Genomic DNA, 18,545 nt, shown 5'->3' on the forward strand with positions numbered 1-18,545 from the left:
CTTCGGGAAAACTCCGAGCGGGTGTCGATCCGGGTGTCTCCCGTTCGACGCATGGGTGAGCAGCGGGGAACGGCCCCGCCGCCTCGACCGAAGGAGTCACCATGCCCCGCTACCTGTCGATCGTGCACATCGACGAGTCCTCCGCCCCCGCCGAGGGCCCCAGTCAGGAGCTGATGCAGCGGATGGGCGAGCTGATCGAGGAGATCACCAAGGCCGGCGTCATGCTCGACACCGCCGGGCTCACCCCCTCCGCGCAGGGCACCACGGTGCGCTGGCAGGGCGGGAAGCTGTCCGTGACCGACGGGCCGTTCACCGAGTCCAAGGAGGTCATCGGCGGCTACGCGATCATGCAGTGCAAGGACAAGGCCGAGGCCCTGGAGTGGACCAAGCGGTTCCTGAAGGTCCACGAGGACTACTGGAACGTGTCCTGCGAGGTGCGGGAGATCGCCGAGGGCTGATCCCCCGGTTGGCCCCGCACGCCTTTTCGGGTGTTGCATGGTGGGCTGTGGAACCGCAGCCCACCGCACCGCAGCCCAACGCACCGCATGCCGCCGCACCGCATGCCGCCGGTGCGCAGCCCGTCGCGGCGCACGCGATCGAGACCGTCTTCCGTCTGGAGTCGCCCCGGGTGATCGCCGGCGTCGCCCGGCTCGTCCGGGACGTCGGCATCGCCGAGGAACTGACGCAGGACGCGCTGGTCGCCGCGCTGGAGCGGTGGCCGAGGGACGGCGTGCCCGACAATCCGGGCGCCTGGCTCATGGCCACCGCCCGGCACCGCGCCGTCGACCTGATCCGGCGTCGCGAGACCTACGCCCGCAAGCTCGCCGAGATCGGCCGGGACCTGGAGACCACGGCCCCGTTCGAGGAGCCCGCCGACCCCGAGGACATCGACGACGACCTGCTCCGCCTGGTCTTCACCACCTGCCACCCGGCGCTGTCCCCGGAAGCCCGCACCGCCCTCACCCTGCGCCTGCTGGGCGGCCTGACCACGGCCGAGATCGCCCGCGCCTACCTCGTCCCGGAGCCGACGATCGCCCAGCGCATCGTCCGCGCGAAGCGGACCCTGGCGACCAGGAACGTCGCCTTCGAGGTGCCGTACGGCCCCGACCGCGAGGCGCGCCTGGGCTCGGTCCTGGACGTCATCTACCTGATCTTCAACGAGGGGTACGCGGCCACCGCCGGCGACGACCTGCTCCGCCCCGGCCTGTGCGAGGACGCCCTGCGACTGGCCCGAGTGCTGTCCTCCCTGATGCCGAAGGAACCCGAGGTGCACGCCCTGACCTCGCTGCTGGAGTTCCAGACCTCCCGCGCCGCCGCCCGCACGGGTCCGGGCGGTGAACCGGTCCTGCTCAAGGACCAGAACCGCCGCCGCTGGAACCGCATGCTCATCGCCCGCGGCATCCGGGCCCTCGCCCGCGCCGAGGCCACGACCACCGGCGCCCCCGGCCCCTACGCCCTCCAGGCCGCCATCGCCGCCTGCCACGCGCACGCGTACACCTACGAGGAGACCGACTGGCGCACCATCGCCACCCTGTACGCCCTGCTCGCGGCCCGATCCCCGTCCCCGGTCGTCGAGTTGAACCGCGCGGTCGCCGTGTCGATGACCGACGGCCCCGCCGAGGGACTGCGCCTCGTCGACGCGCTCGCCGCCGAACCCGCCCTGCGCGACTACCACTTGCTCCCCAGCGTCCGCGGCGACCTCCTCGCCCGCCTGGGCCGCCCGGCCGAAGCCCGCGCGGAGTTCGAACGGGCGGCGACCCTGGCGCGCAACGAGCGGGAGCGGGAGTGGCTGCTGCGCCGGGCGGCGGCGGAAGGCATGTGACCGATTCGGGTTCGCCAGGGAACGGGCGCTGCCAGAATTGACGACCGATCAGGGGGTCGAGAGAGCCGGGGAACAGGGTGACCCGGAGCGAAGTCGGGGGGCCGCACCGTGCCGTTTCGTACCGCCGTCGCACAGAACCTGGCGCTGGACACGGCCTCGGCCGTCACGGCGGCCGGGGGAGTGGTGGTCGCGCTGATCGCCGGCGCGGTCGCGATCTGGCAGACCGGCCGCACCCGGGCCCTGGAGCGCGAGAAGATCCGGCTTCAGCTCACCGCCGACCTGCGCCGCCGGGAGCAGGAGTGGGACCACGAGCGGCAGGCCGCCGAGCGCACCGCACGACGTGCGGCCGAGGAGGCGGAACGCGAACGCGAGCGCGCCGCCCGGCGTCAGGTGGCGCACCGCACGGGCCTGGCCGCCGCGGCCGTCGCCTACTGCGCCCGGCTGGTCCAGGAGCTGTCGACGCTGCGGATCCTCGACATGTCCCGCCCGCTGCGCCTGGACCGGCTGTATGTGCAGGTCCGGGTGCAGGAGCAGCAGCCGCTGCGGTTCGTCCGCGAGGAGGAGTTCGCCCAGGACCGCACCCGGGACGCCGTACGACGGGAGGCGCAGGCCGCCGACGGGCCGTCCGGCGCCGCCCACACGTACGCGCCGGTCGACGCACTCCAGCGCTACCAGCGCATCGTGGTCGTCGGCGATCCGGGCGCCGGCAAGACGACCATGCTGCGCCACCTCGCCCTGCGCATGGCGAGCCGGGCGGAGGGCGAGCCCCTGCCCGAACTTCCGGCGTACATCGAGCTGTTCCGCTTCGTGGAGAGCGGCCACGACTCGGTCCTGGACTACCTCGCCGAACACTGGGCCGACCAGTACGGCTTCGCCGACGCCCGGGAGTACGTCGTGGAGCGGCTCACCGACGGCACGGCGGCGCTGCTGTTCGACGGGCTGGACGAGGTGCTGGGCGGGGAGAGCGCGGAGACGGCGGCCGGCGCCTACAACAAGGTCACCGAGGAGATCACCCGGCTGGCCACCCGCTACCCGAGGGCGCTGATCGCCACCACTTGCCGCCGGCACGGCTGGCGCGGCGGGCTGCCGCAGTTCCAGGTCCTGGAGGCGCTGGACTTCGAGTGGCCGCAGATCGAGACGTTCGTCGCCAACTGGTTCGGCGACCGCGACCGCCGCCGCGGCGGCCTGGTCCGCGCGCTGTCGGGCAACGCCCGCCTGCAGACCCTGGCCGCCAACCCGCTGCTGCTCAGCCTGATCGCCATCGTCTACGAGCAGGACCTGGAGCTTCCGGAGCGCCGGGCGGCGCTGTACCGGCGGTGCGTCGAGGTGCTGCTGCGCGAGTGGGACGCGCACCGCAAGATCAGCCGGTACAGCCGTTTCACGACCGACCGCAAACAGGACCTGCTCAAGCAGATCGCCTGGCAGTACCACCAGCGCGGGCTGCGCTACTTCCGCGAGGAGGAACTCCTCGACCTGGTCGCCGACTTCCTGCCGACCATCGACCTGCCGCGCACGGACAGCCGGGCGATCCTGGACGAGATCGCCGCGCAGTACGGCCTGTTGAAGGCGCAGGCCCATGGCTGGTACGGCTTCCTGCACCTGACTCTCCAGGAACACTTCGCCGCCGCCGCGCTGCTGGAGCGCGGCCCCGCCGGCGTCGGGCAGGCCGTACGGGCCCGGCACGACCCGTGGTGGGAGGAGGTGATCCTGCTCCTGGCCGGCTCCCTGGCGGACGCGACGGGGTTGCTGCTCGGCATCCTGCAACGGGAGCCGGGAGCCCCGCGGACCCGGGACGACGCCGGGGACCTGCTGGACCTCCCCGACGACGACCTCTTTCACACCGACCTGCTGCTCGCGGCCCGCTGCCTGACGGGCAGCCCCCGCGTCGCCGACGTGGCGCTGCGGCGGGAGATCGTCCGGACGGTGTGGGAGCTGCTGGAGACCTCGCCGTACCGGCAGGAACGGGAGCGGGCGGCAGAGGCGATCGTGGGTGTGCTGGGCTCGGAGGCGCAGCTGAGCGAGGTCATCACCTATATCGGCGACGGGACACGGGACGAGTCGGCGCGGACGGTCCTGGTGGAGGCACTGACCACCCACGGCGGACGGAACGTGGGCGAACGGCTGCTGGGCGTGCTGACACTGCGGCCGGAGCTGCCCGAGACCCTGCGCGAAGCCCTTCTGACGGCCTTGGGCACCCTGCATGTCGAAGCGGCCGTGCCGTTCCTGCTGGGGCAGTTGAACGAACTGATCGATCCGTCCGGTGGCTGGTCCTTCCCGGCCGAACTCGTCGTCAGAGCTCTGGGCGGTGCGGGAGGGCCGATGCACCCGATTCTGCGTGTCATGGAACTCCAGGAGCGGGATGCCGGAAACGGCATCATCACCGCGGGGTGTGACGCGTTGACACAGCTCCGGGATCCGCGCGCACGAGAGCCGTTGCGGGAACTGCTGCTCCGCGACAACGGCTGGTTCTTCGAACGCACCCATCTGGCCGAGGCCTATCTGAGCCTGGCCGGTGACCGAGGCGGCCGGGTACTGCTCGACGCCGTCAGGTCGGACGATGTGACGGACTTCCAGAAGATTCCCCTCATGTGCGCGGTGGCGGAGTCCTGCGGCAAGGGGCACGGCTGGGCACACCGGGACGTCCTGCTCGCCGTCGCGGCCGACGCGAGGGCCGCGTGGCAGCTGCGCTGGCTCGCGCTCGAATGCCTCGACCACTTCCCCGGTGACATGGCGGACCTGGAAGCGCCCCTGGGCAGCGACGATGCCCGGGTCGCCGTGGCCGCCGCCGCCACCTCCGCGGCCTGGGGCACACCGCAGCGGCTCGAGTCCGTCCGCGCCGTGATCGTGGACGGCACTCTTGCGGCGAACCTGACGTACGAGAGGGGCTCCTCGGTGTGGACCTGGACAGGCAGGATCGCGACGCGCCTGGGCAGGGTGCTGTCTCCGTACGGCGGGATCGACGTCACGGAGACCTTCTTCGACAGGGGGAGTGCGCCTCCCTACTCGTTGCCGTCGACGGACGAGGGCGAGCAGGCGCGTCAATGGCTGTACGCGTTCGCTCCGGAGGCAGGGGTGGACGCCTACCTCAGGGCCACGAGCGACAGGAGCGCGGCTGCGATAAATCACCTTCCGCCGCGTATACCGGTGTCGCGGGTCCACGCCGTTCTCCATCACCTCACGGAGAGTCTCGCCGCCGGCGCTCCCGATTACATGCACAGGTCACTGCTGCAGCAGGCGGCGTCTGCTGCGGACGATGCGCAGGCCGTCGCCCAGCTCCTCTCGCTCGTCCGGGGAAGCGACGTGTACATCGGGGCCGACGCCCACGACGCCGCCTACACCGTGAGCCGCCGCGCCCGCGTCCGGGTCCTGCGTGACCACACGATCGTGCCGCTCAGCTGACCGGCGCGGGCTGTCCCAGCAGCATCGTCGGGGCGCCCGCCACCCGGGTCAGGAAGACCGTCGCCGCGTTCGGTCCCTGGGGTTTGACCTTGCGGCGCAGTTCCTCCGGTTCGACGGCCGAGCCGCGCTTCTTCACGGTCAGGGTGCCGACCTCGCGTTCGCGCAGCAGGGCCTTCAACTTCTTGACGTTGAAGGGGAGTCGGTCGGTGATCTCGTAGGCGGTGGCGTACGGGGTCGGGCGCAGGGTGTCGGCCGTGATGTAGGCGATGGTCGCGTCGAGGAGGCCGCCGCCGACCTGTTCGGCCACCTCGGCGACCAGGTGGGCGCGGATCACGGCGCCGTCGGGCTCGTACAAGTACCGCCCCACCGGGCGCACTTCGGGATCGGGCAGACCCCGGCCGAGCAGGCTGCGCGGGCCGGGCAGCAGGGTGGCGCGGACCAGGCCGGGCTCGGTGCCGAACCAGAGCACCGCCTCCTTCACGTCGCCGCCGTCCGAGATCCACTCCGCCTCGGCCTCGGCGGGAACCGCCTCGTGCGGGATGCCCGGGGCGATCTTCAGGGCGGCGCGGGGTGCGGCGAGGGCGGTGGCGACCGCCCAGGACAGGGGCGGTGAGTACGCCTCCGGGTCGAAGACGCGGCCCCGGCCGCCGCGCCGTGCCGGGTCCACGAAGACGGCGTCGTAGCCGGCGGTGTCGACCTCGGTGACGTCCGCCTCCCGTACCTCGATCAGCCGGTCGAGGCCGAGCGTCTCGGCGTTCGCCCGGGCGACGGCCACCGTCAGCGGGTCCCGGTCCACGGCCAGCACCCGGACCCCGGCCCGCGCCAGAGCGATGGCGTCACCGCCGATCCCGCAGCACAGGTCGGCGACCGACGTCACCCCCTGGTCCTTCATCCGGGCCGCCCGGTACGCCGCCACGCTGGTCCGCGTCGACTGTTCGACCCCGTTGGGCGTGAAGAACATGCGCTCCGCGTCCTCGGCCGCGAACTTGGCCGCCGCCCGCTGCCGCAGCCGGGCCTGGCCGAGCGCGGCCGACACCAGCTCGGCGGGGTGGGTGCGGCGCAGCCGGGTGGCGACGGTGAGTTCGTCCGCCGGGGCGGTGCCCCGCACCTCGTCGAGGAGGGCCCGGCCCTCGGGGGTGAGCAGGGCGTGGAAGGAGGGGAGCTGGTCGTTCACCGGGTCATTGTGGGCCAGTCGGTGGATGGTGCGCCTCCGGGCGGCGGCGTCGGGCCGGGATCGGGGTGGGGGCCTGCGAAGATCCGACACCATGCGAGAAGTAGTACAAAATGACAAATTCAGGGCAGGATTCCCGGCGCGGCTCCCGGCACGATTCCCCGCGCGACGCCCGGCACGATTCCCGAAGGTGGCCCTCCGCTGCGGGGCCGTCGCCCTGGCCACCACCGCCGTCCTCACCGGATGCGCCGGCCCCGGCGAGGACTCCGGCGCCCACCCCGGCCCCGGCAACCAGCCCGGCCAGGGCGGGCCCGCCCAGGCCCTGGACCCCGCCGCCGAACACACCCGCCTGGTCGCCGCCGCCGAGCACTGGAAACTGGACACGGTGCCGCTGAGACCCCCGGCCCCGCCGGCGCACAAGCCGAGGATCACCGCGCGGGACGGCTTCGAGGTGGACGGCCAGGTGGAGGACGACCTGCCCCCGGTCTTCACCACGATCCCCACCCGGCAGAAGGTCGTCTTCCTCACCATCGACGACGGCGCCGAGAAGGACCCGAACTTCCTGCGCATGATGAGCGACCTGAAGATCCCGTACACCGCCTTCCTCAGCAACTACCTGGTCAAGGACGACTACGGCTACTTCCGCAGGATGCAGGCCCAGGGCCACACCCTGGGCAACCACACCATGACCCACCCCTACCTGCCCGGCCTGTCCTACGAGGAGCAGAAGGACGAGATCTGCGGCATGCAGGCCGTCATGAAGAAGCAGTTCGGCAAGGCGCCCACCGTCTTCCGGCCGCCCTACGGCAACTACAACGGCGACACCCTGCGCGCCGCCAAGGCCTGCGGCATCAAGTACGCGCCGATCTGGGACGAGGAGGTCTTCGTCGACCACTGGGAGTACCGCGAGGACGACCGCGAGCTGCACCCCGGCGACATCGTCCTCACCCACTTCCGCGGCCGGGACGACTGGGACGGCACGATGGTCGACGACATGCGCCGCTTCCTGAACAAGGTCACGCGCGAGGGCTACGCCGTGGCCCGCCTGGAGGACTACCTGTGAGGCGCCCGGGGCGGCTCACCCGCGGCCGGGCACGTACCGGGGCCTGTCTCGCGGATCAGGCCTGCTCCGGCCGGCCGAGCCTCCCGGCCGACCCGAGCCGGGTCCGGTGCGTGCAGCCGCGAGGCGGAAGACGGAGCCGACGGTGGAGGTCCGCCCGCGTGAGCGAAGCGGAACGCGGGGGAGCGTCGGCGGCCGCCGCCGACAACGCCGCAGATGTGCGCACCGGCCCCCGCGACCCCGGCGGGATCCGGAAGGCACGCCGGAGGCGCCTGGCCGCCGTACTCGCCTCGGTCCTGCTGCTCACCGGTTGCGCCCAGTCCGTCGACCCCATCGAACGCCTCGGCAAGAAGGCCGCCGAGCGCGTCCACCGCTCCGGCCCGAGCCCGGACCAGGCCTACCGCCGCTGGGGCCTCACCGCCCCGCTCGCCGCCCCGCCCCGCCACCCCGTCCGCCTGCTGTCGGCCCGCACCGGGTCCGCCTCCGTGCCCCCGGTCGTGGACCGCGTCGACACCACCGACAAGGTCGTCTTCCTCACCTACGACGACGGCGCCGCCCAGGACCCGCGCTTCGTCGACATGGTCCGCGACCTGCACCTCCCGGTCAGCCTCTTCCTCACCGAGAGCGCCGTCGCAACCGCCGCCGGCCACTACGCCCGCCTGCACGCGACCGGTGCCGTCGCGGAGAACCGCACCCTCGACCACCCCACCCTGCGCGGCCTGCCCTACACCGGCCAGCGCGCCGAGATCTGCGCCGAGCAGGACCGCCTCACCTCCCGCTTCGGCACCCGCCCCCGCCTCCTGCGCCCACCCCACCGCGCCTACGACCGCACCACCCTGCGCGCCGCCGCCGACTGCGGCGTCTCGACCCTCGTCCTCTGGCGCGCCGCCATGACCTCCCGCGGCCTCACCTACACCCGGGGCGAGCAGCGCCTCCGCCCCGGCGACGTCGTCCTCGTCGGCCCCGACACCCCCACCGCCCACACCCTCCGCGACCGCACCCTCCGCCTGCTGCACCGGGTGCAGAAGCGAGGCCTGACGGTGGGGCGGCTGGAGGACTACCTGTAGCCGGCGGGGTCGCAGCGGCCGGCCCGGCACCCGTCACCCAGGCAACCCGAGCAGCCCAACCCGGCCGACGCGCCGCGGGCAATTGGCACTCCGCTTGACCGAGTGCTAACCCCGGTCATAGTCTCGGCTCTGGCACTCGGCAGATGAGAGTGCCAACAAAGCGACGGGCAGGTCCGGCACCCGCGACGACGGATCCACCTGGTCGCCACCTCAGACAGTTAACCCCGTGAGATCTCCGAAGGGGGAGGTCGGATCGTGACGACCACCAGCTCCAAGGTTGCCATCAAGCCGCTCGAGGACCGCATCGTGGTCCAGCCGCTCGACGCCGAGCAGACCACCGCTTCTGGCCTGGTCATCCCGGACACCGCGAAGGAGAAGCCCCAGGAGGGCGCCGTCCTCGCCGTGGGCCCGGGCCGCTTCGAGAACGGCGAGCGCCTGCCGCTCGACGTCAAGGTCGGCGACGTCGTCCTGTACAGCAAGTACGGCGGCACCGAGGTGAAGTACAACGGCGAGGAGTTCCTCGTCCTCTCGGCTCGCGACGTCCTCGCGATCATCGAGAAGTAGTCACCTCAAGCAACCCAGTTGCTTCCAGCTGCGCCCCTGGCCCCCGCGACCACCTAAGAAGCCGGGCGCCCGGGGCGCAGTTCTTTTTTCACCCACAGATTTCGAGAGGGCTCCCGCTGTCATGGCGAAGATCCTGAAGTTCGACGAGGACGCCCGTCGCGCCCTCGAGCGCGGCGTCAACAAGCTGGCCGACACGGTGAAGGTGACGATCGGCCCCAAGGGCCGCAACGTCGTCATCGACAAGAAGTTCGGCGCGCCCACCATCACCAACGACGGTGTCACGATCGCCCGTGAGGTCGAGATCGAGGACCCGTACGAGAACCTCGGCGCCCAGCTGGTGAAGGAGGTGGCGACCAAGACCAACGACATCGCGGGTGACGGCACCACCACCGCCACCGTGCTCGCGCAGGCGCTGGTGCGCGAGGGCCTGAAGAACGTCGCCGCCGGCGCCTCCCCGGCCGCCCTGAAGAAGGGCATCGACGCCGCCGTCAAGGCCGTCTCCGACGACCTTCTCGCCTCGGCCCGCCCGATCGACGAGAAGTCCGACATCGCCGCCGTCGCCGCGCTGTCCGCCCAGGACCAGCAGGTCGGCGAGCTGATCGCCGAGGCGATGGACAAGGTCGGCAAGGACGGTGTCATCACCGTCGAGGAGTCCAACACCTTCGGTCTGGAGCTGGACTTCACCGAGGGCATGGCCTTCGACAAGGGCTACCTGTCGCCGTACTTCGTGACCGACCAGGAGCGTATGGAGGCCGTCCTCGACGACCCGTACATCCTGATCAACCAGGGCAAGATCTCGTCCATCCAGGACCTGCTGCCGCTGCTGGAGAAGGTCATCCAGGCGGGTGCCTCCCGGCCGCTGCTGATCATCGCCGAGGACGTCGAGGGCGAGGCCCTGTCGACCCTGGTCGTCAACAAGATCCGCGGCACCTTCAACGCCGTCGCGGTGAAGGCCCCCGGCTTCGGCGACCGCCGCAAGGCGATGCTGCAGGACATGGCGATCCTCACCGGCGGCACGGTCATCTCCGAGGAGGTCGGCCTCAAGCTCGACCAGGTCGGCCTGGACGTGCTCGGCTCCGCCCGCCGCGTGACCGTCACCAAGGACGACACCACGATCGTCGACGGTGCCGGCAAGTCCGAGGACGTGCACGGCCGCGTCGCGCAGATCAAGGCCGAGATCGAGAACACGGACTCCGACTGGGACCGCGAGAAGCTCCAGGAGCGACTCGCGAAGCTGGCCGGCGGCGTGTGCGTGATCAAGGTCGGCGCCGCCACCGAGGTGGAGCTGAAGGAGAAGAAGCACCGTCTGGAGGACGCCATCTCCGCGACCCGCGCCGCGGTCGAGGAGGGCATCGTCTCCGGTGGTGGCTCCGCGCTGGTCCACGCCGTCAAGGTCCTGGACGACAACCTCGGCAAGTCCGGCGACGAGGCCACGGGTGTCGCGGTCGTCCGCCGCGCCGCCGTCGAGCCGCTGCGCTGGATCGCCGAGAACGCCGGCCTCGAGGGCTACGTCATCGTCTCCAAGGTGGCGGAGCTGGAGAAGGGCAACGGCTACAACGCCGCCTCCGGCGAGTACGGCGACCTGGTCAAGCAGGGCGTCATCGACCCGGTCAAGGTCACCCGCTCCGCCCTGGAGAACGCCGCCTCCATCGCCTCCCTGCTGCTCACGACCGAGACCCTGGTCGTCGAGAAGAAGGAAGAGGAGCCGGCCGAGGCGGGCCACGGCCACGGTCACGGCCACGCCCACTGAGCCTCCCGTTCGTGACGAAGGCCCGGCACCCCGCAAGGGGAGCCGGGCCTTCGCCCTGTCCACCACTCCGACGTCTACTGCTCCAGCGCGTCCAGCGCACCCAGCTGCCCCATCAGCCCGAGCTGGTCGTGCTGCCACCACGTCTCGGCGATCTTGCCGCTGTCCGTGAACCGGAACAGGGTCAGTCCGCTCATGCTGACCCGCTTGCCGGTGGGCGCGATGCCCAGGAACTCGCCCTTGTGCGTGGCGTCCCAGGTCCACCGCGCGCAGGCCCGGTCGCCCTGGGCGAGCACGTCGTCGACCGTGAACGTGAAGTCGAAGGCGGCGCGCCACATCCCGTACTCGCTGCGGACGTTGTCCATCCCGATGGTGTCCTGCGGGTTCACCGGGTCGTGGCTGTGGATGTCCTCGTCCAGGAGGTCGTTGAGCGGGGGCAGCTCGCCGGCGGTCGCCAGCGTCTCGAAGAACCTGCGCACGGTGGCCTCGGCCAGCCGCTCGTCCCGTACGACGTCCAGGTCCGTGAACGTCGGCATCTCGTCGCACAGGGCGACCATCTCCCGGAAGATCTTGTCGGTCTCCGGGAGGTTCGAGTTCCGCATCGCCTCCTCGTACGACGGGAACTCCACCACTTCCACGATGTGCGACGCGTCCGAGCGGTCCCTGCCGACCAACGCGTGCGTCGCCGTTCTCCGGCCCTTGGTCTGCGCGACCCAGTCGTCGATGAGCCGGTTCATCTCGTCCAACCGGCTGGTCTTGCACTCGATGAGCTGTACGAAGGTCATGACGCCGCCTCCCGGCCCCCCTGGCCCGGTTCCGTCATGTCCATTTTCGCACCGGAACGAGAGCGTCACCCGTCCGCCACCGCGGCCCGTACGTGCGCCTACCGCAGCCCCTACGTGCGTCTACCGCAGCCCGCAGGTGCGCCTACTGCGGCCCGTACCTGCGTCCCGTCCGGGAGGAGATCCCGCCCAGCAGCGCGCGCGGGGTGACCTTCACCAGTCCCATCAGCGCCTTGTACCGGGGGTCCGGGATGGACAGCGTCCTGCCGCGCGCGAGGTCGGCCAGGGCCGCGGCGACCAGCTTGTCGGCGTCCAGCCACATCCAGCCGGGGATGTTGTCCGTGCCCATCCCGGCCCGCTGGTGGAACTCGGTGCGCACGAAGCCCGGGCACAGCGCCATCAGCCGCACCCCGCTGCCCGCGAGGTCCTTCGCCGCGCCCTGGGTGAACTGCACGACCCACGCCTTCGAGGCGCCGTACGTGCCCCGGGGCACGAAGGCCGCCACCGAGGCCACGTTCACCACCCCGCCCCGCCCGCGCTCCCGCATCGCCTCGGACGCCGCCGAGGTCAGCCGCAGCACCGCCTCGCAGTGCACCTTGAGCATCCTCAGCTCGTCGGCCATGGGCACGTCGAGATAACGGCCCTTGTTGCCGAAACCGGCGTTGTTGACCAGCAGGTCGACCGGGTTCCTCCGGTCACCGAGCCGGTCGGCCACCGTCTCGATGCCCTTGTCCTCGGCGAGGTCGGCGGTCAGCACCTCCACCTCGATGCCGTGCCGGTCGTGCAGCTCGGTCGCCTGTTCGCGCAGCCGCTTGGTGTCCCGGGCCACCAGGACGAGGTCATGCCCGTCGGCCGCCAGCCGCCGCGCGAACGCGGCACCGATCCCCGCGGTCGATCCCGTAATCAGAGCCGTTGTCATGGCCCAAGGGTAGTGACCCGCGCCGACAGCGGCCGCCGCGCGGCGGCGGGCCGGCCGCGGCCCGCGACGGGCAGGTGACGGGCTGGTGACGTCCCCTCAGCGGACCTGGTCCGCCACGTACTTTCGGGCCGCGGCCAGCGCCTCGGGGTCCAGCGCCTCGGCCGCCGCGAGCAGTCGCGGCAGTAGTTCCCGCTCGGTGGTGACCGCGCGGAACTGCATCTCGACCGTCACCCCGTGGTCCGGCCGGCGCACGATCTCGATCGGATCGCCCGCCTGGATCTCACCCGGTTCGATCACCCTCAGGTAGGCGCCCGGCGCGCCCTTCCGGGTGAATCTGCGCACCCAGCCCTGCTCGCCCAAATGGCCCTGGAACGTGCGGCACGGGATGCGCCCCGACGCCACCTCCAGTACGACCTCGGAACCGATCCGCCAGCGCTCGCCGATCAGCGCCCCGGACACGTCCAGACCCTCCGTCGTGAGGTTCTCGCCGAAGCGGCCGTTGGGCAGCGACCGGCCCAGCTCGCGCTCCCAGCCGTCGAGATCCTCGCGCGCGAAGGCGTACACCGCCTGATGGTCGCCGCCGTGATGGCGCAGGTCGCACACCGAGTCCCCGGCGACCCCGCTCGCACCGACCCCCTTGGGACCGGGAGCCGCCACCCGCACCGGCCCGTCGGCCGGCTGTTTGTCGATGCCCGTCACACCCTGGGCCTGGTCCGTGTACGGCACCGGACGAGGGCGGCCCAGATTGACCGAGAGAAGCTTCATGACCGCACGGTACGACAGCCGCCCCAAAGCGTCGACGCGATATTGCGCGTGGAGCCCAAGGAAGCCTTATGCTCGAAGGGTGATCGAGGCCCGTCATCTCCGCGTCCTGCGCGCCGTCGCCACCACCGGTTCCTTCTCCGCGGCGGGACGCGAGCTGGGCTGCACCCAGCCCGCCGTGAGCCAGCAGATGAAGGCCCTGGAGACCTCGGTCGGCACCCCACTGCTGGTCCGCACCGGCCGGGAGATGCGTCTGACCCAGGCCGGCGAGGCCCTCGTCCGGCACGCCTCCGGGATCCTCGCCGGGCTCACCGCGGCCGAGGAGGAGGTCGCCGCGATCGCGGGCCTGCGGGCCGGCCGGGTCCGTCTGGTCTCCTTCCCCAGCGGCAGCTCCACCCTGGTCCCCACCGCCCTGGCCGCCCTGCGCGCCGCCCACCCCGGCACCCGGGTCTCCCTGGAGGAGGCCGAGCCCCCGAAGTCCGTCGAACTCCTGCGCGATGGCGACTGCGACCTGGCGCTGGCCTTCCGCTACGAGGGGGCGGCGGTCGCCGAGGACTGGGACGACCTCGTCGTACGGCCTCTGCTGACGGACCGTCTGGTCGCCCTGGTGCCCGAACGGCACCGCCTCGCGCGCGGGGAGTCCGTCGGCATCGGCGAGCTGGCCCGGGAACCCTGGATCGCGGGCTGCCCGCGCTGTCGCGGCCAGCTGGTCGAGGTGTGCGAGAGCGCCGGGTTCACCCCGCGCATCGACTTCGCCACCGACGACTATCCGGCGGTGGTCGGCCTGGTCGGCGCCGGACTCGGTGTGGCCGTGCTGCCGCAGCTGGCGGTGGAGTCGGTACGGCCCAGAGGCGCGCGGGTGGTCCGCCTCGAACCGGCGGTACGGCGGGAGATCGTCGCCCTCACCCTGCCCGACCTCGCACAGGTGCCGGCCGTGGCGGCGACGCTGGAACAACTGGCCCGGGCGGCCGTGCGCGCGTAGGGGCCGCGCACCGGGGGCCGTGCGGAGGAGGCGAGGGGTCTACGGCACGCCTCAGAGACGGCACTCCTTGAAGGGTTCGACGGCACGCCTCATGGGCACGCGCGTGCGTGCCCGGTGGAAAGATTGCAAAAACGTTCCTTCAGGCGTTCGGGGCAGCACTCCCGCTGGTGGTCGACGCCGACACCAGGCGGTTGCGTGCCCGCCCCATCAACTCTTCGCGCTCGTCCTCGGTCAACCCGCCCCACACTCCGTACGGCTCGCGCACCGCCAGAGCGTGCGCCGCGCACTGGGCGCGGACCGGGCACCTCATGCAGACCTCCTTGGCCGAGTTCTCGCGAGCGCTCCGAGCCGCCCCGCGCTCGCCCTCAGGGTGAAAGAAGAGCGAGCTGTCCACCCCGCGGCAGGCAGCCAGGAGCTGCCAGTCCCACAGGTCCGCGTTCGGTCCGGGAAGGCGGGAGAAATCTGCCATTACGTGACCCCTTGTAGCCGTTCTGGGCGGATACCGTGCCATCGACCGTACATCTCCGGTGGAAGGAGATGAAAATATGACTCATTGCGAATCTAGCTCTAGACACTAGGAAATGGGAGCAAGAACGGCTAAATGGGGCATAGGTTGTGATGAAAAGTTGAGGGTCCGTCGGGCATGTCTGCACCGTGTCGGGACCCTCACGTAGAGTGCCGAAGACGGCACGCGGCCCCGTAACTCTTTCGAGTGACCGTCGTTGAGAGTGCGGAGGCGGTTGAAAACACAAGTGCTCGGGCAGGCGTCCGAGACGGTCGACCGCACAGGTGACGATTCCGTACCAGCCTGGAGGCTCAAGGTGACGCGCATCAGCTGCGGAGGGCGGTCATGACATCCGTCCTCGTCTGCGACGACTCCCCGCTTGCCCGAGAGGCGCTCCGCCGCGCGGTCGCGACCGTGCCCGGTGTCGAGCGCGTGACGACGGCGGCCAACGGCGAGGAAGTCCTCCGCCGCTGGGGCGCCGACCGCTCCGACCTCATCCTGATGGACGTACGCATGCCCGGCCTGGGCGGCGTCGAGACCGTGCGCCGGCTGCTGTCCGCCGACCCGGGCGCGCGCATCATCATGCTCACGGTCGCCGAGGACCTCGACGGCGTGGCCCTCGCGGTGGCCGCCGGCGCCCGCGGCTACCTGCACAAGGACGCCTCGCGCGCCGAGCTGCGGGCCACCGTGACCCAGGCCCTCGCCGACCCGACCTGGCGGCTCGCCCCGCGCCGGCTGCGCTCGGCCGAGATGGGCGCCGCGCCCACGCTCACCGCGCGCGAGATCCAGGTGCTGGAGGGCATGAGTCACGGCCGCTCCAACGCCGAGATCGGCCGCGAGCTGTTCCTCTCCGAGGACACCGTCAAGACGCACGCGCGGCGCCTGTTCAAGAAGCTCGGCGCCTCCGACCGCGCCCACGCGGTGGCACTCGGCTTCCGCTGGGGACTGGTCCGGTAGGACGTGCACCGCGGCGGGGCCCCGGTGCGCACCCCGGGATCCCCGCCCGCGCGCGGACGGGGCCCAGCGACCCGGGGCGCTGCGGCTTGCTGCGCCGCGGCCTGGTGCGGGCGGAGTCGGCGGCGGAGACGGTCCGGCGCCTCCCGGAGACGGGACGCGGGAGGCGGAAGTGATCCGCGCTTCCGTCCCGCCCGGGGTCCTCGGCCACCCGGATCACCCGTCCGACCTGCCGCCCTGCCACCACCCGCGGGGACGAACGCACCACTCGGCTCCCTGCGGACCCCCTCCTGGGACGCGGCGTTCCCGGGCGGGGCATGGGCGCCGGCGCGAGCCGCGCAGACCGGTCCGCCGGACGCCCGCTGCTCGTTTCGCCGCGGATGCCGCATCCTTGAGGTGTGGAGTCTCTCGGGGACGAGTCGGTCGAGCGGAAGGGGAGGGCGCAGGGGATGAGTGCCGGCGCACCTGCTCATAACGCTTCGGTGCACAACCACGAACACGATGCGACGGACCGGACTGCCGCAAGGCACGATGGACCGATGCGCGACGACGAGGCGGGCACGGCCCACGGGGCGTTCGGTGCGCTCGTTCATCGTGCCGTCGACGGGGACGAGCAGGCCACGCACGATCTGCTCGCCCATGTGCACCCCCTGGCGCTGCGCTACTGCCGCACCCGGCTGTCCCGGCTTCCCGGCGACGCGCGCCACTTCGTCGAGGACCTCGCCCAGGAGGTCTGCGTGGCGGTGCTCCTCGCGCTGCCCCGCTACCGCGACACCGGCCGCCCCTTCGAGGCCTTCGTCTTCGCCATCGCCTCGCACAAGGTCGCCGACCTCCAGCGCGCCGCGATGCGCCACCCGGGCTCCACGGCCGTCCCCTCGGACGAGATGCCGGAACGGCCCGACGACTCCCTCGGCCCCGAGGAGCGCGCCCTGCTCAGCAGCGACGCGGAGTGGGCCAAGAAGCTGCTGGCCAACCTCCCCGAGAACCAGCGCGAACTGCTGCTGCTGCGCATCGCCGTGGGCTTGACCGCGGAGGAGACGGGGCAGATGTTGGGAATGTCACCCGGAGCGGTCCGGGTCGCCCAGCACCGGGCGCTGAGCCGCCTGCGCGCCCTCGCGGAGCAGTAACACCCTTGAGCGGGGCCCCTGCAGCTCCCTTTGTTGAACAGGAACGCTTCCGCTTCCGTACGAACATACGAAGCCTGAAGTCACCCCGTACCGTGGAATTTGCTAGCGACGCTTCCCGTTAGCATGGACATCCGCACCGATCAAGGCCATTTGGGGAAGGTGTCATGACTGCAAACGTCGACGGAGTGCCCGGAAAATTCGCGACACTCGGGCTGACCTACGACGACGTGCTGCTGCTGCCGGGCGCATCCGAGGTGCTCCCCAACGCGGTCGACACCTCGTCCCGCATCTCCCGCAATGTCCGGGTCAACATCCCGCTGCTGTCGGCGGCGATGGACAAGGTGACCGAGTCCCGCATGGCGATCGCGATGGCCCGCCTGGGCGGCGTCGGCGTGCTGCACCGCAACCTCTCCGTCGAGGACCAGGTCAACCAGGTCGACCTGGTGAAGCGGTCCGAGTCCGGCATGGTCACCGACCCGATCACGGTGCACCCGGAGGCCACGCTCGCCGAGGCGGACGCCCTGTGCGCCAAGTTCCGCATCAGCGGTGTCCCGGTCACGGACCCGGCCGGCAAGCTGCTGGGCATCGTCACCAACCGCGACATGGCCTTCGAGAGCGACCGCACGCGCCAGGTGCGCGAGGTCATGACCCCGATGCCGCTGGTCACCGGCAAGGTCGGCATCTCCGGGCCCGAGGCCATGGAGCTGCTGCGCAAGCACAAGATCGAGAAGCTGCCGCTGGTCGACGACGCGGGCGTCCTCAAGGGCCTGATCACGGTCAAGGACTTCGTCAAGGCCGAGAAGTACCCCAACGCCGCCAAGGACGCCGAGGGCCGCCTGCTCGTCGGTGCCGCCGTCGGTGCCAGCCCCGAGGCCCTGGAGCGCGCCCAGGCGCTCGCCGAGGCCGGTGTGGACTTCCTGGTCGTCGACACCTCGCACGGCCACAACAGCAACGCCCTCAGCTGGATGTCGAAGATCAAGTCGAGCGTGAACGTCGACGTGATCGGCGGCAATGTCGCCACCCGCGACGGCGCCCAGGCGCTCATCGACGCCGGTGTCGACGGCATCAAGGTGGGCGTCGGCCCGGGCTCGATCTGCACCACCCGTGTGGTCGCCGGCATCGGCGTCCCGCAGGTCACCGCCATCTACGAGGCCTCCCTCGCCGCCCGTCCGGCGGGCATCCCGCTGATCGGCGACGGCGGTCTGCAGTACTCCGGCGACATCGGCAAGGCGCTCGCCGCCGGTGCGGACACGGTCATGCTGGGCAGCCTCCTCGCCGGTTGCGAGGAGTCTCCGGGCGAGCTGCTCTTCATCAACGGCAAGCAGTTCAAGTCGTACCGCGGCATGGGCTCGCTGGGCGCCATGCAGTCCCGCGGCCAGGGCAAGTCGTACTCGAAGGACCGCTACTTCCAGGCGGAAGTGACCTCCGACGAGAAGCTCGTACCCGAGGGCGTCGAGGGCCAGGTGCCCTACCGCGGCCCGCTGTCCAACGTGCTGCACCAGCTCGTCGGCGGCCTGCGCCAGACCATGGGCTACGTGGGCGCCGCCACCATCGAGGAGATGGAGTCCAAGGGCCGCTTCGTGCGGATCACCTCGGCGGGTCTCAAGGAGAGCCACCCGCACGACATCCAGATGACGGTCGAGGCGCCGAACTACAGCCGTAAGTAGTCACCGGCCTACTCCAG

General features: G+C 71.4%; 16 protein-coding genes. 11 read left to right on the forward strand and 5 right to left on the reverse strand.

Annotation, left to right across the window (positions count from 1 at the left end; all coding sequences use genetic code 11):
• Positions 1-101: 101 nt before the first annotated feature.
• From ABZ865_RS11760 to ABZ865_RS11770, 3 genes are all read left to right on the forward strand, one after another.
• Complete coding sequence (locus tag ABZ865_RS11760; RefSeq protein WP_361227649.1) at positions 102-458, forward strand: YciI family protein; 357 nt, start codon at positions 102-104, stop codon at positions 456-458.
• A 137-nt stretch (positions 459-595) separates the two neighbouring features.
• Entirely contained in the window at positions 596-1,822 is a 1,227-nt protein-coding gene (locus ABZ865_RS11765) for an RNA polymerase sigma factor (protein ID WP_361229631.1), read from the forward strand.
• A 108-nt stretch (positions 1,823-1,930) separates the two neighbouring features.
• The gene (locus ABZ865_RS11770) at positions 1,931-5,221 is read left to right on the forward strand and encodes an NACHT domain-containing protein (protein WP_361227652.1); all 3,291 of its coding nucleotides are present in this window, start codon (positions 1,931-1,933) and stop codon (positions 5,219-5,221) included.
• Here the strand turns inward: ABZ865_RS11770 and ABZ865_RS11775 are convergent.
• Positions 5,214-6,395, reverse strand: a complete 1,182-nt coding sequence (locus ABZ865_RS11775; RefSeq protein ID WP_361227655.1) for a methyltransferase domain-containing protein — start codon at positions 6,393-6,395, stop codon at positions 5,214-5,216. The two genes, ABZ865_RS11770 and ABZ865_RS11775, sit on opposite strands and share 8 nt — an antisense overlap.
• A 91-nt stretch (positions 6,396-6,486) precedes the next feature.
• On the opposite strand from ABZ865_RS11775, the gene ABZ865_RS11780 reads away from it, so the two are divergent.
• The 4 genes from ABZ865_RS11780 to groL all read left to right on the forward strand — a co-directional run bounded on the left by ABZ865_RS11780 (position 6,487) and on the right by groL (position 10,833).
• Positions 6,487-7,455 carry a polysaccharide deacetylase family protein gene (locus ABZ865_RS11780; RefSeq protein ID WP_361227658.1) on the forward strand — a complete coding sequence of 323 codons (969 nt, stop codon included), beginning with the start codon at positions 6,487-6,489 and terminating at the stop codon, positions 7,453-7,455.
• Between the two features lie 269 nt (positions 7,456-7,724).
• Complete coding sequence (locus ABZ865_RS11785) at positions 7,725-8,519, forward strand: polysaccharide deacetylase family protein (RefSeq protein WP_361229635.1); 795 nt, start codon at positions 7,725-7,727, stop codon at positions 8,517-8,519.
• Positions 8,520-8,774: 255 nt separating this feature from the next.
• Positions 8,775-9,083, forward strand: a complete 309-nt coding sequence (gene groES, locus ABZ865_RS11790) for a co-chaperone GroES (protein ID WP_057584642.1) — start codon at positions 8,775-8,777, stop codon at positions 9,081-9,083.
• Between the two features lie 121 nt (positions 9,084-9,204).
• Positions 9,205-10,833: a chaperonin GroEL gene (gene groL / locus ABZ865_RS11795; RefSeq protein ID WP_361227662.1), complete on the forward strand. Its 1,629-nt coding sequence runs from the start codon at positions 9,205-9,207 to the stop codon at positions 10,831-10,833.
• A gap of 74 nt (positions 10,834-10,907) precedes the next feature.
• Here the strand turns inward: groL and ABZ865_RS11800 are convergent, their stop codons facing one another.
• The 3 genes from ABZ865_RS11800 to ABZ865_RS11810 all read right to left on the reverse strand — a co-directional run bounded on the left by ABZ865_RS11800 (position 10,908) and on the right by ABZ865_RS11810 (position 13,296).
• Positions 10,908-11,615: an ester cyclase gene (locus ABZ865_RS11800; protein ID WP_361227664.1), complete on the reverse strand. Its 708-nt coding sequence runs from the start codon at positions 11,613-11,615 to the stop codon at positions 10,908-10,910.
• Between the two features lie 142 nt (positions 11,616-11,757).
• Complete coding sequence (locus ABZ865_RS11805) at positions 11,758-12,531, reverse strand: SDR family oxidoreductase (protein ID WP_361227667.1); 774 nt, start codon at positions 12,529-12,531, stop codon at positions 11,758-11,760.
• Positions 12,532-12,627: 96 nt separating this feature from the next.
• Positions 12,628-13,296: an MOSC domain-containing protein gene (locus tag ABZ865_RS11810; protein WP_361227670.1), complete on the reverse strand. Its 669-nt coding sequence runs from the start codon at positions 13,294-13,296 to the stop codon at positions 12,628-12,630.
• Between the two features lie 79 nt (positions 13,297-13,375).
• Here ABZ865_RS11810 and ABZ865_RS11815 point away from each other — a divergent pair, with 79 nt between their 5' ends.
• Positions 13,376-14,275, forward strand: coding sequence for a LysR family transcriptional regulator (locus tag ABZ865_RS11815; protein WP_361227673.1), 900 nt, complete (start codon positions 13,376-13,378; stop codon positions 14,273-14,275).
• 139 nt (positions 14,276-14,414) lie between these two features.
• Here ABZ865_RS11815 and ABZ865_RS11820 read toward each other — a convergent pair whose 3' ends face one another.
• A complete protein-coding gene (locus ABZ865_RS11820; protein ID WP_361227676.1) occupies positions 14,415-14,744 on the reverse strand; it encodes a WhiB family transcriptional regulator in 330 nt (109 codons plus the stop codon).
• 381 nt (positions 14,745-15,125) lie between these two features.
• Here ABZ865_RS11820 and ABZ865_RS11825 point away from each other — a divergent pair, with 381 nt between their 5' ends.
• The 3 genes from ABZ865_RS11825 (at position 15,126) to guaB (ending at position 18,528) form a co-directional block, all read left to right on the forward strand.
• Positions 15,126-15,737 (forward strand): response regulator transcription factor, encoded by a 612-nt coding sequence (locus tag ABZ865_RS11825; protein WP_003948568.1) that lies wholly within the window; start codon positions 15,126-15,128, stop codon positions 15,735-15,737.
• A 536-nt stretch (positions 15,738-16,273) separates the two neighbouring features.
• Positions 16,274-16,861 carry a sigma-70 family RNA polymerase sigma factor gene (locus ABZ865_RS11830; protein ID WP_100827787.1) on the forward strand — a complete coding sequence of 196 codons (588 nt, stop codon included), beginning with the start codon at positions 16,274-16,276 and terminating at the stop codon, positions 16,859-16,861.
• Positions 16,862-17,025: 164 nt separating this feature from the next.
• Complete coding sequence (guaB, locus tag ABZ865_RS11835) at positions 17,026-18,528, forward strand: IMP dehydrogenase (protein WP_361227681.1); 1,503 nt, start codon at positions 17,026-17,028, stop codon at positions 18,526-18,528.
• Positions 18,529-18,545 lie beyond the last annotated feature (17 nt).

This window comes from Streptomyces sp. NPDC047085, assembly GCF_040643735.1.
In the GTDB taxonomy this organism is placed as follows: domain Bacteria; phylum Actinomycetota; class Actinomycetes; order Streptomycetales; family Streptomycetaceae; genus Streptomyces.

Excerpts from the sequence above, each read along its gene's own strand:
- ABZ865_RS11760 (WP_361227649.1), top strand. The coding sequence starts at position 102 with ATGCCCCGCTACCTGTCGATCGTGCACATCGACGAGTCCTCCGCCCCC.
- ABZ865_RS11780 (WP_361227658.1), top strand. The coding sequence starts at position 6,487 with ATGCGAGAAGTAGTACAAAATGACAAATTCAGGGCAGGATTCCCGGCG.
- groL (WP_361227662.1), top strand. The coding sequence starts at position 9,205 with ATGGCGAAGATCCTGAAGTTCGACGAGGACGCCCGTCGCGCCCTCGAG.
- ABZ865_RS11800 (WP_361227664.1), bottom strand. The coding sequence starts at position 11,615 with ATGACCTTCGTACAGCTCATCGAGTGCAAGACCAGCCGGTTGGACGAG.
- ABZ865_RS11805 (WP_361227667.1), bottom strand. The coding sequence starts at position 12,531 with ATGACAACGGCTCTGATTACGGGATCGACCGCGGGGATCGGTGCCGCG.
- ABZ865_RS11810 (WP_361227670.1), bottom strand. The coding sequence starts at position 13,296 with ATGAAGCTTCTCTCGGTCAATCTGGGCCGCCCTCGTCCGGTGCCGTAC.
- ABZ865_RS11820 (WP_361227676.1), bottom strand. The coding sequence starts at position 14,744 with ATGGCAGATTTCTCCCGCCTTCCCGGACCGAACGCGGACCTGTGGGAC.
- ABZ865_RS11825 (WP_003948568.1), top strand. The coding sequence starts at position 15,126 with ATGACATCCGTCCTCGTCTGCGACGACTCCCCGCTTGCCCGAGAGGCG.
- ABZ865_RS11830 (WP_100827787.1), top strand. The coding sequence starts at position 16,274 with ATGCGCGACGACGAGGCGGGCACGGCCCACGGGGCGTTCGGTGCGCTC.
- guaB (WP_361227681.1), top strand. The coding sequence starts at position 17,026 with ATGACTGCAAACGTCGACGGAGTGCCCGGAAAATTCGCGACACTCGGG.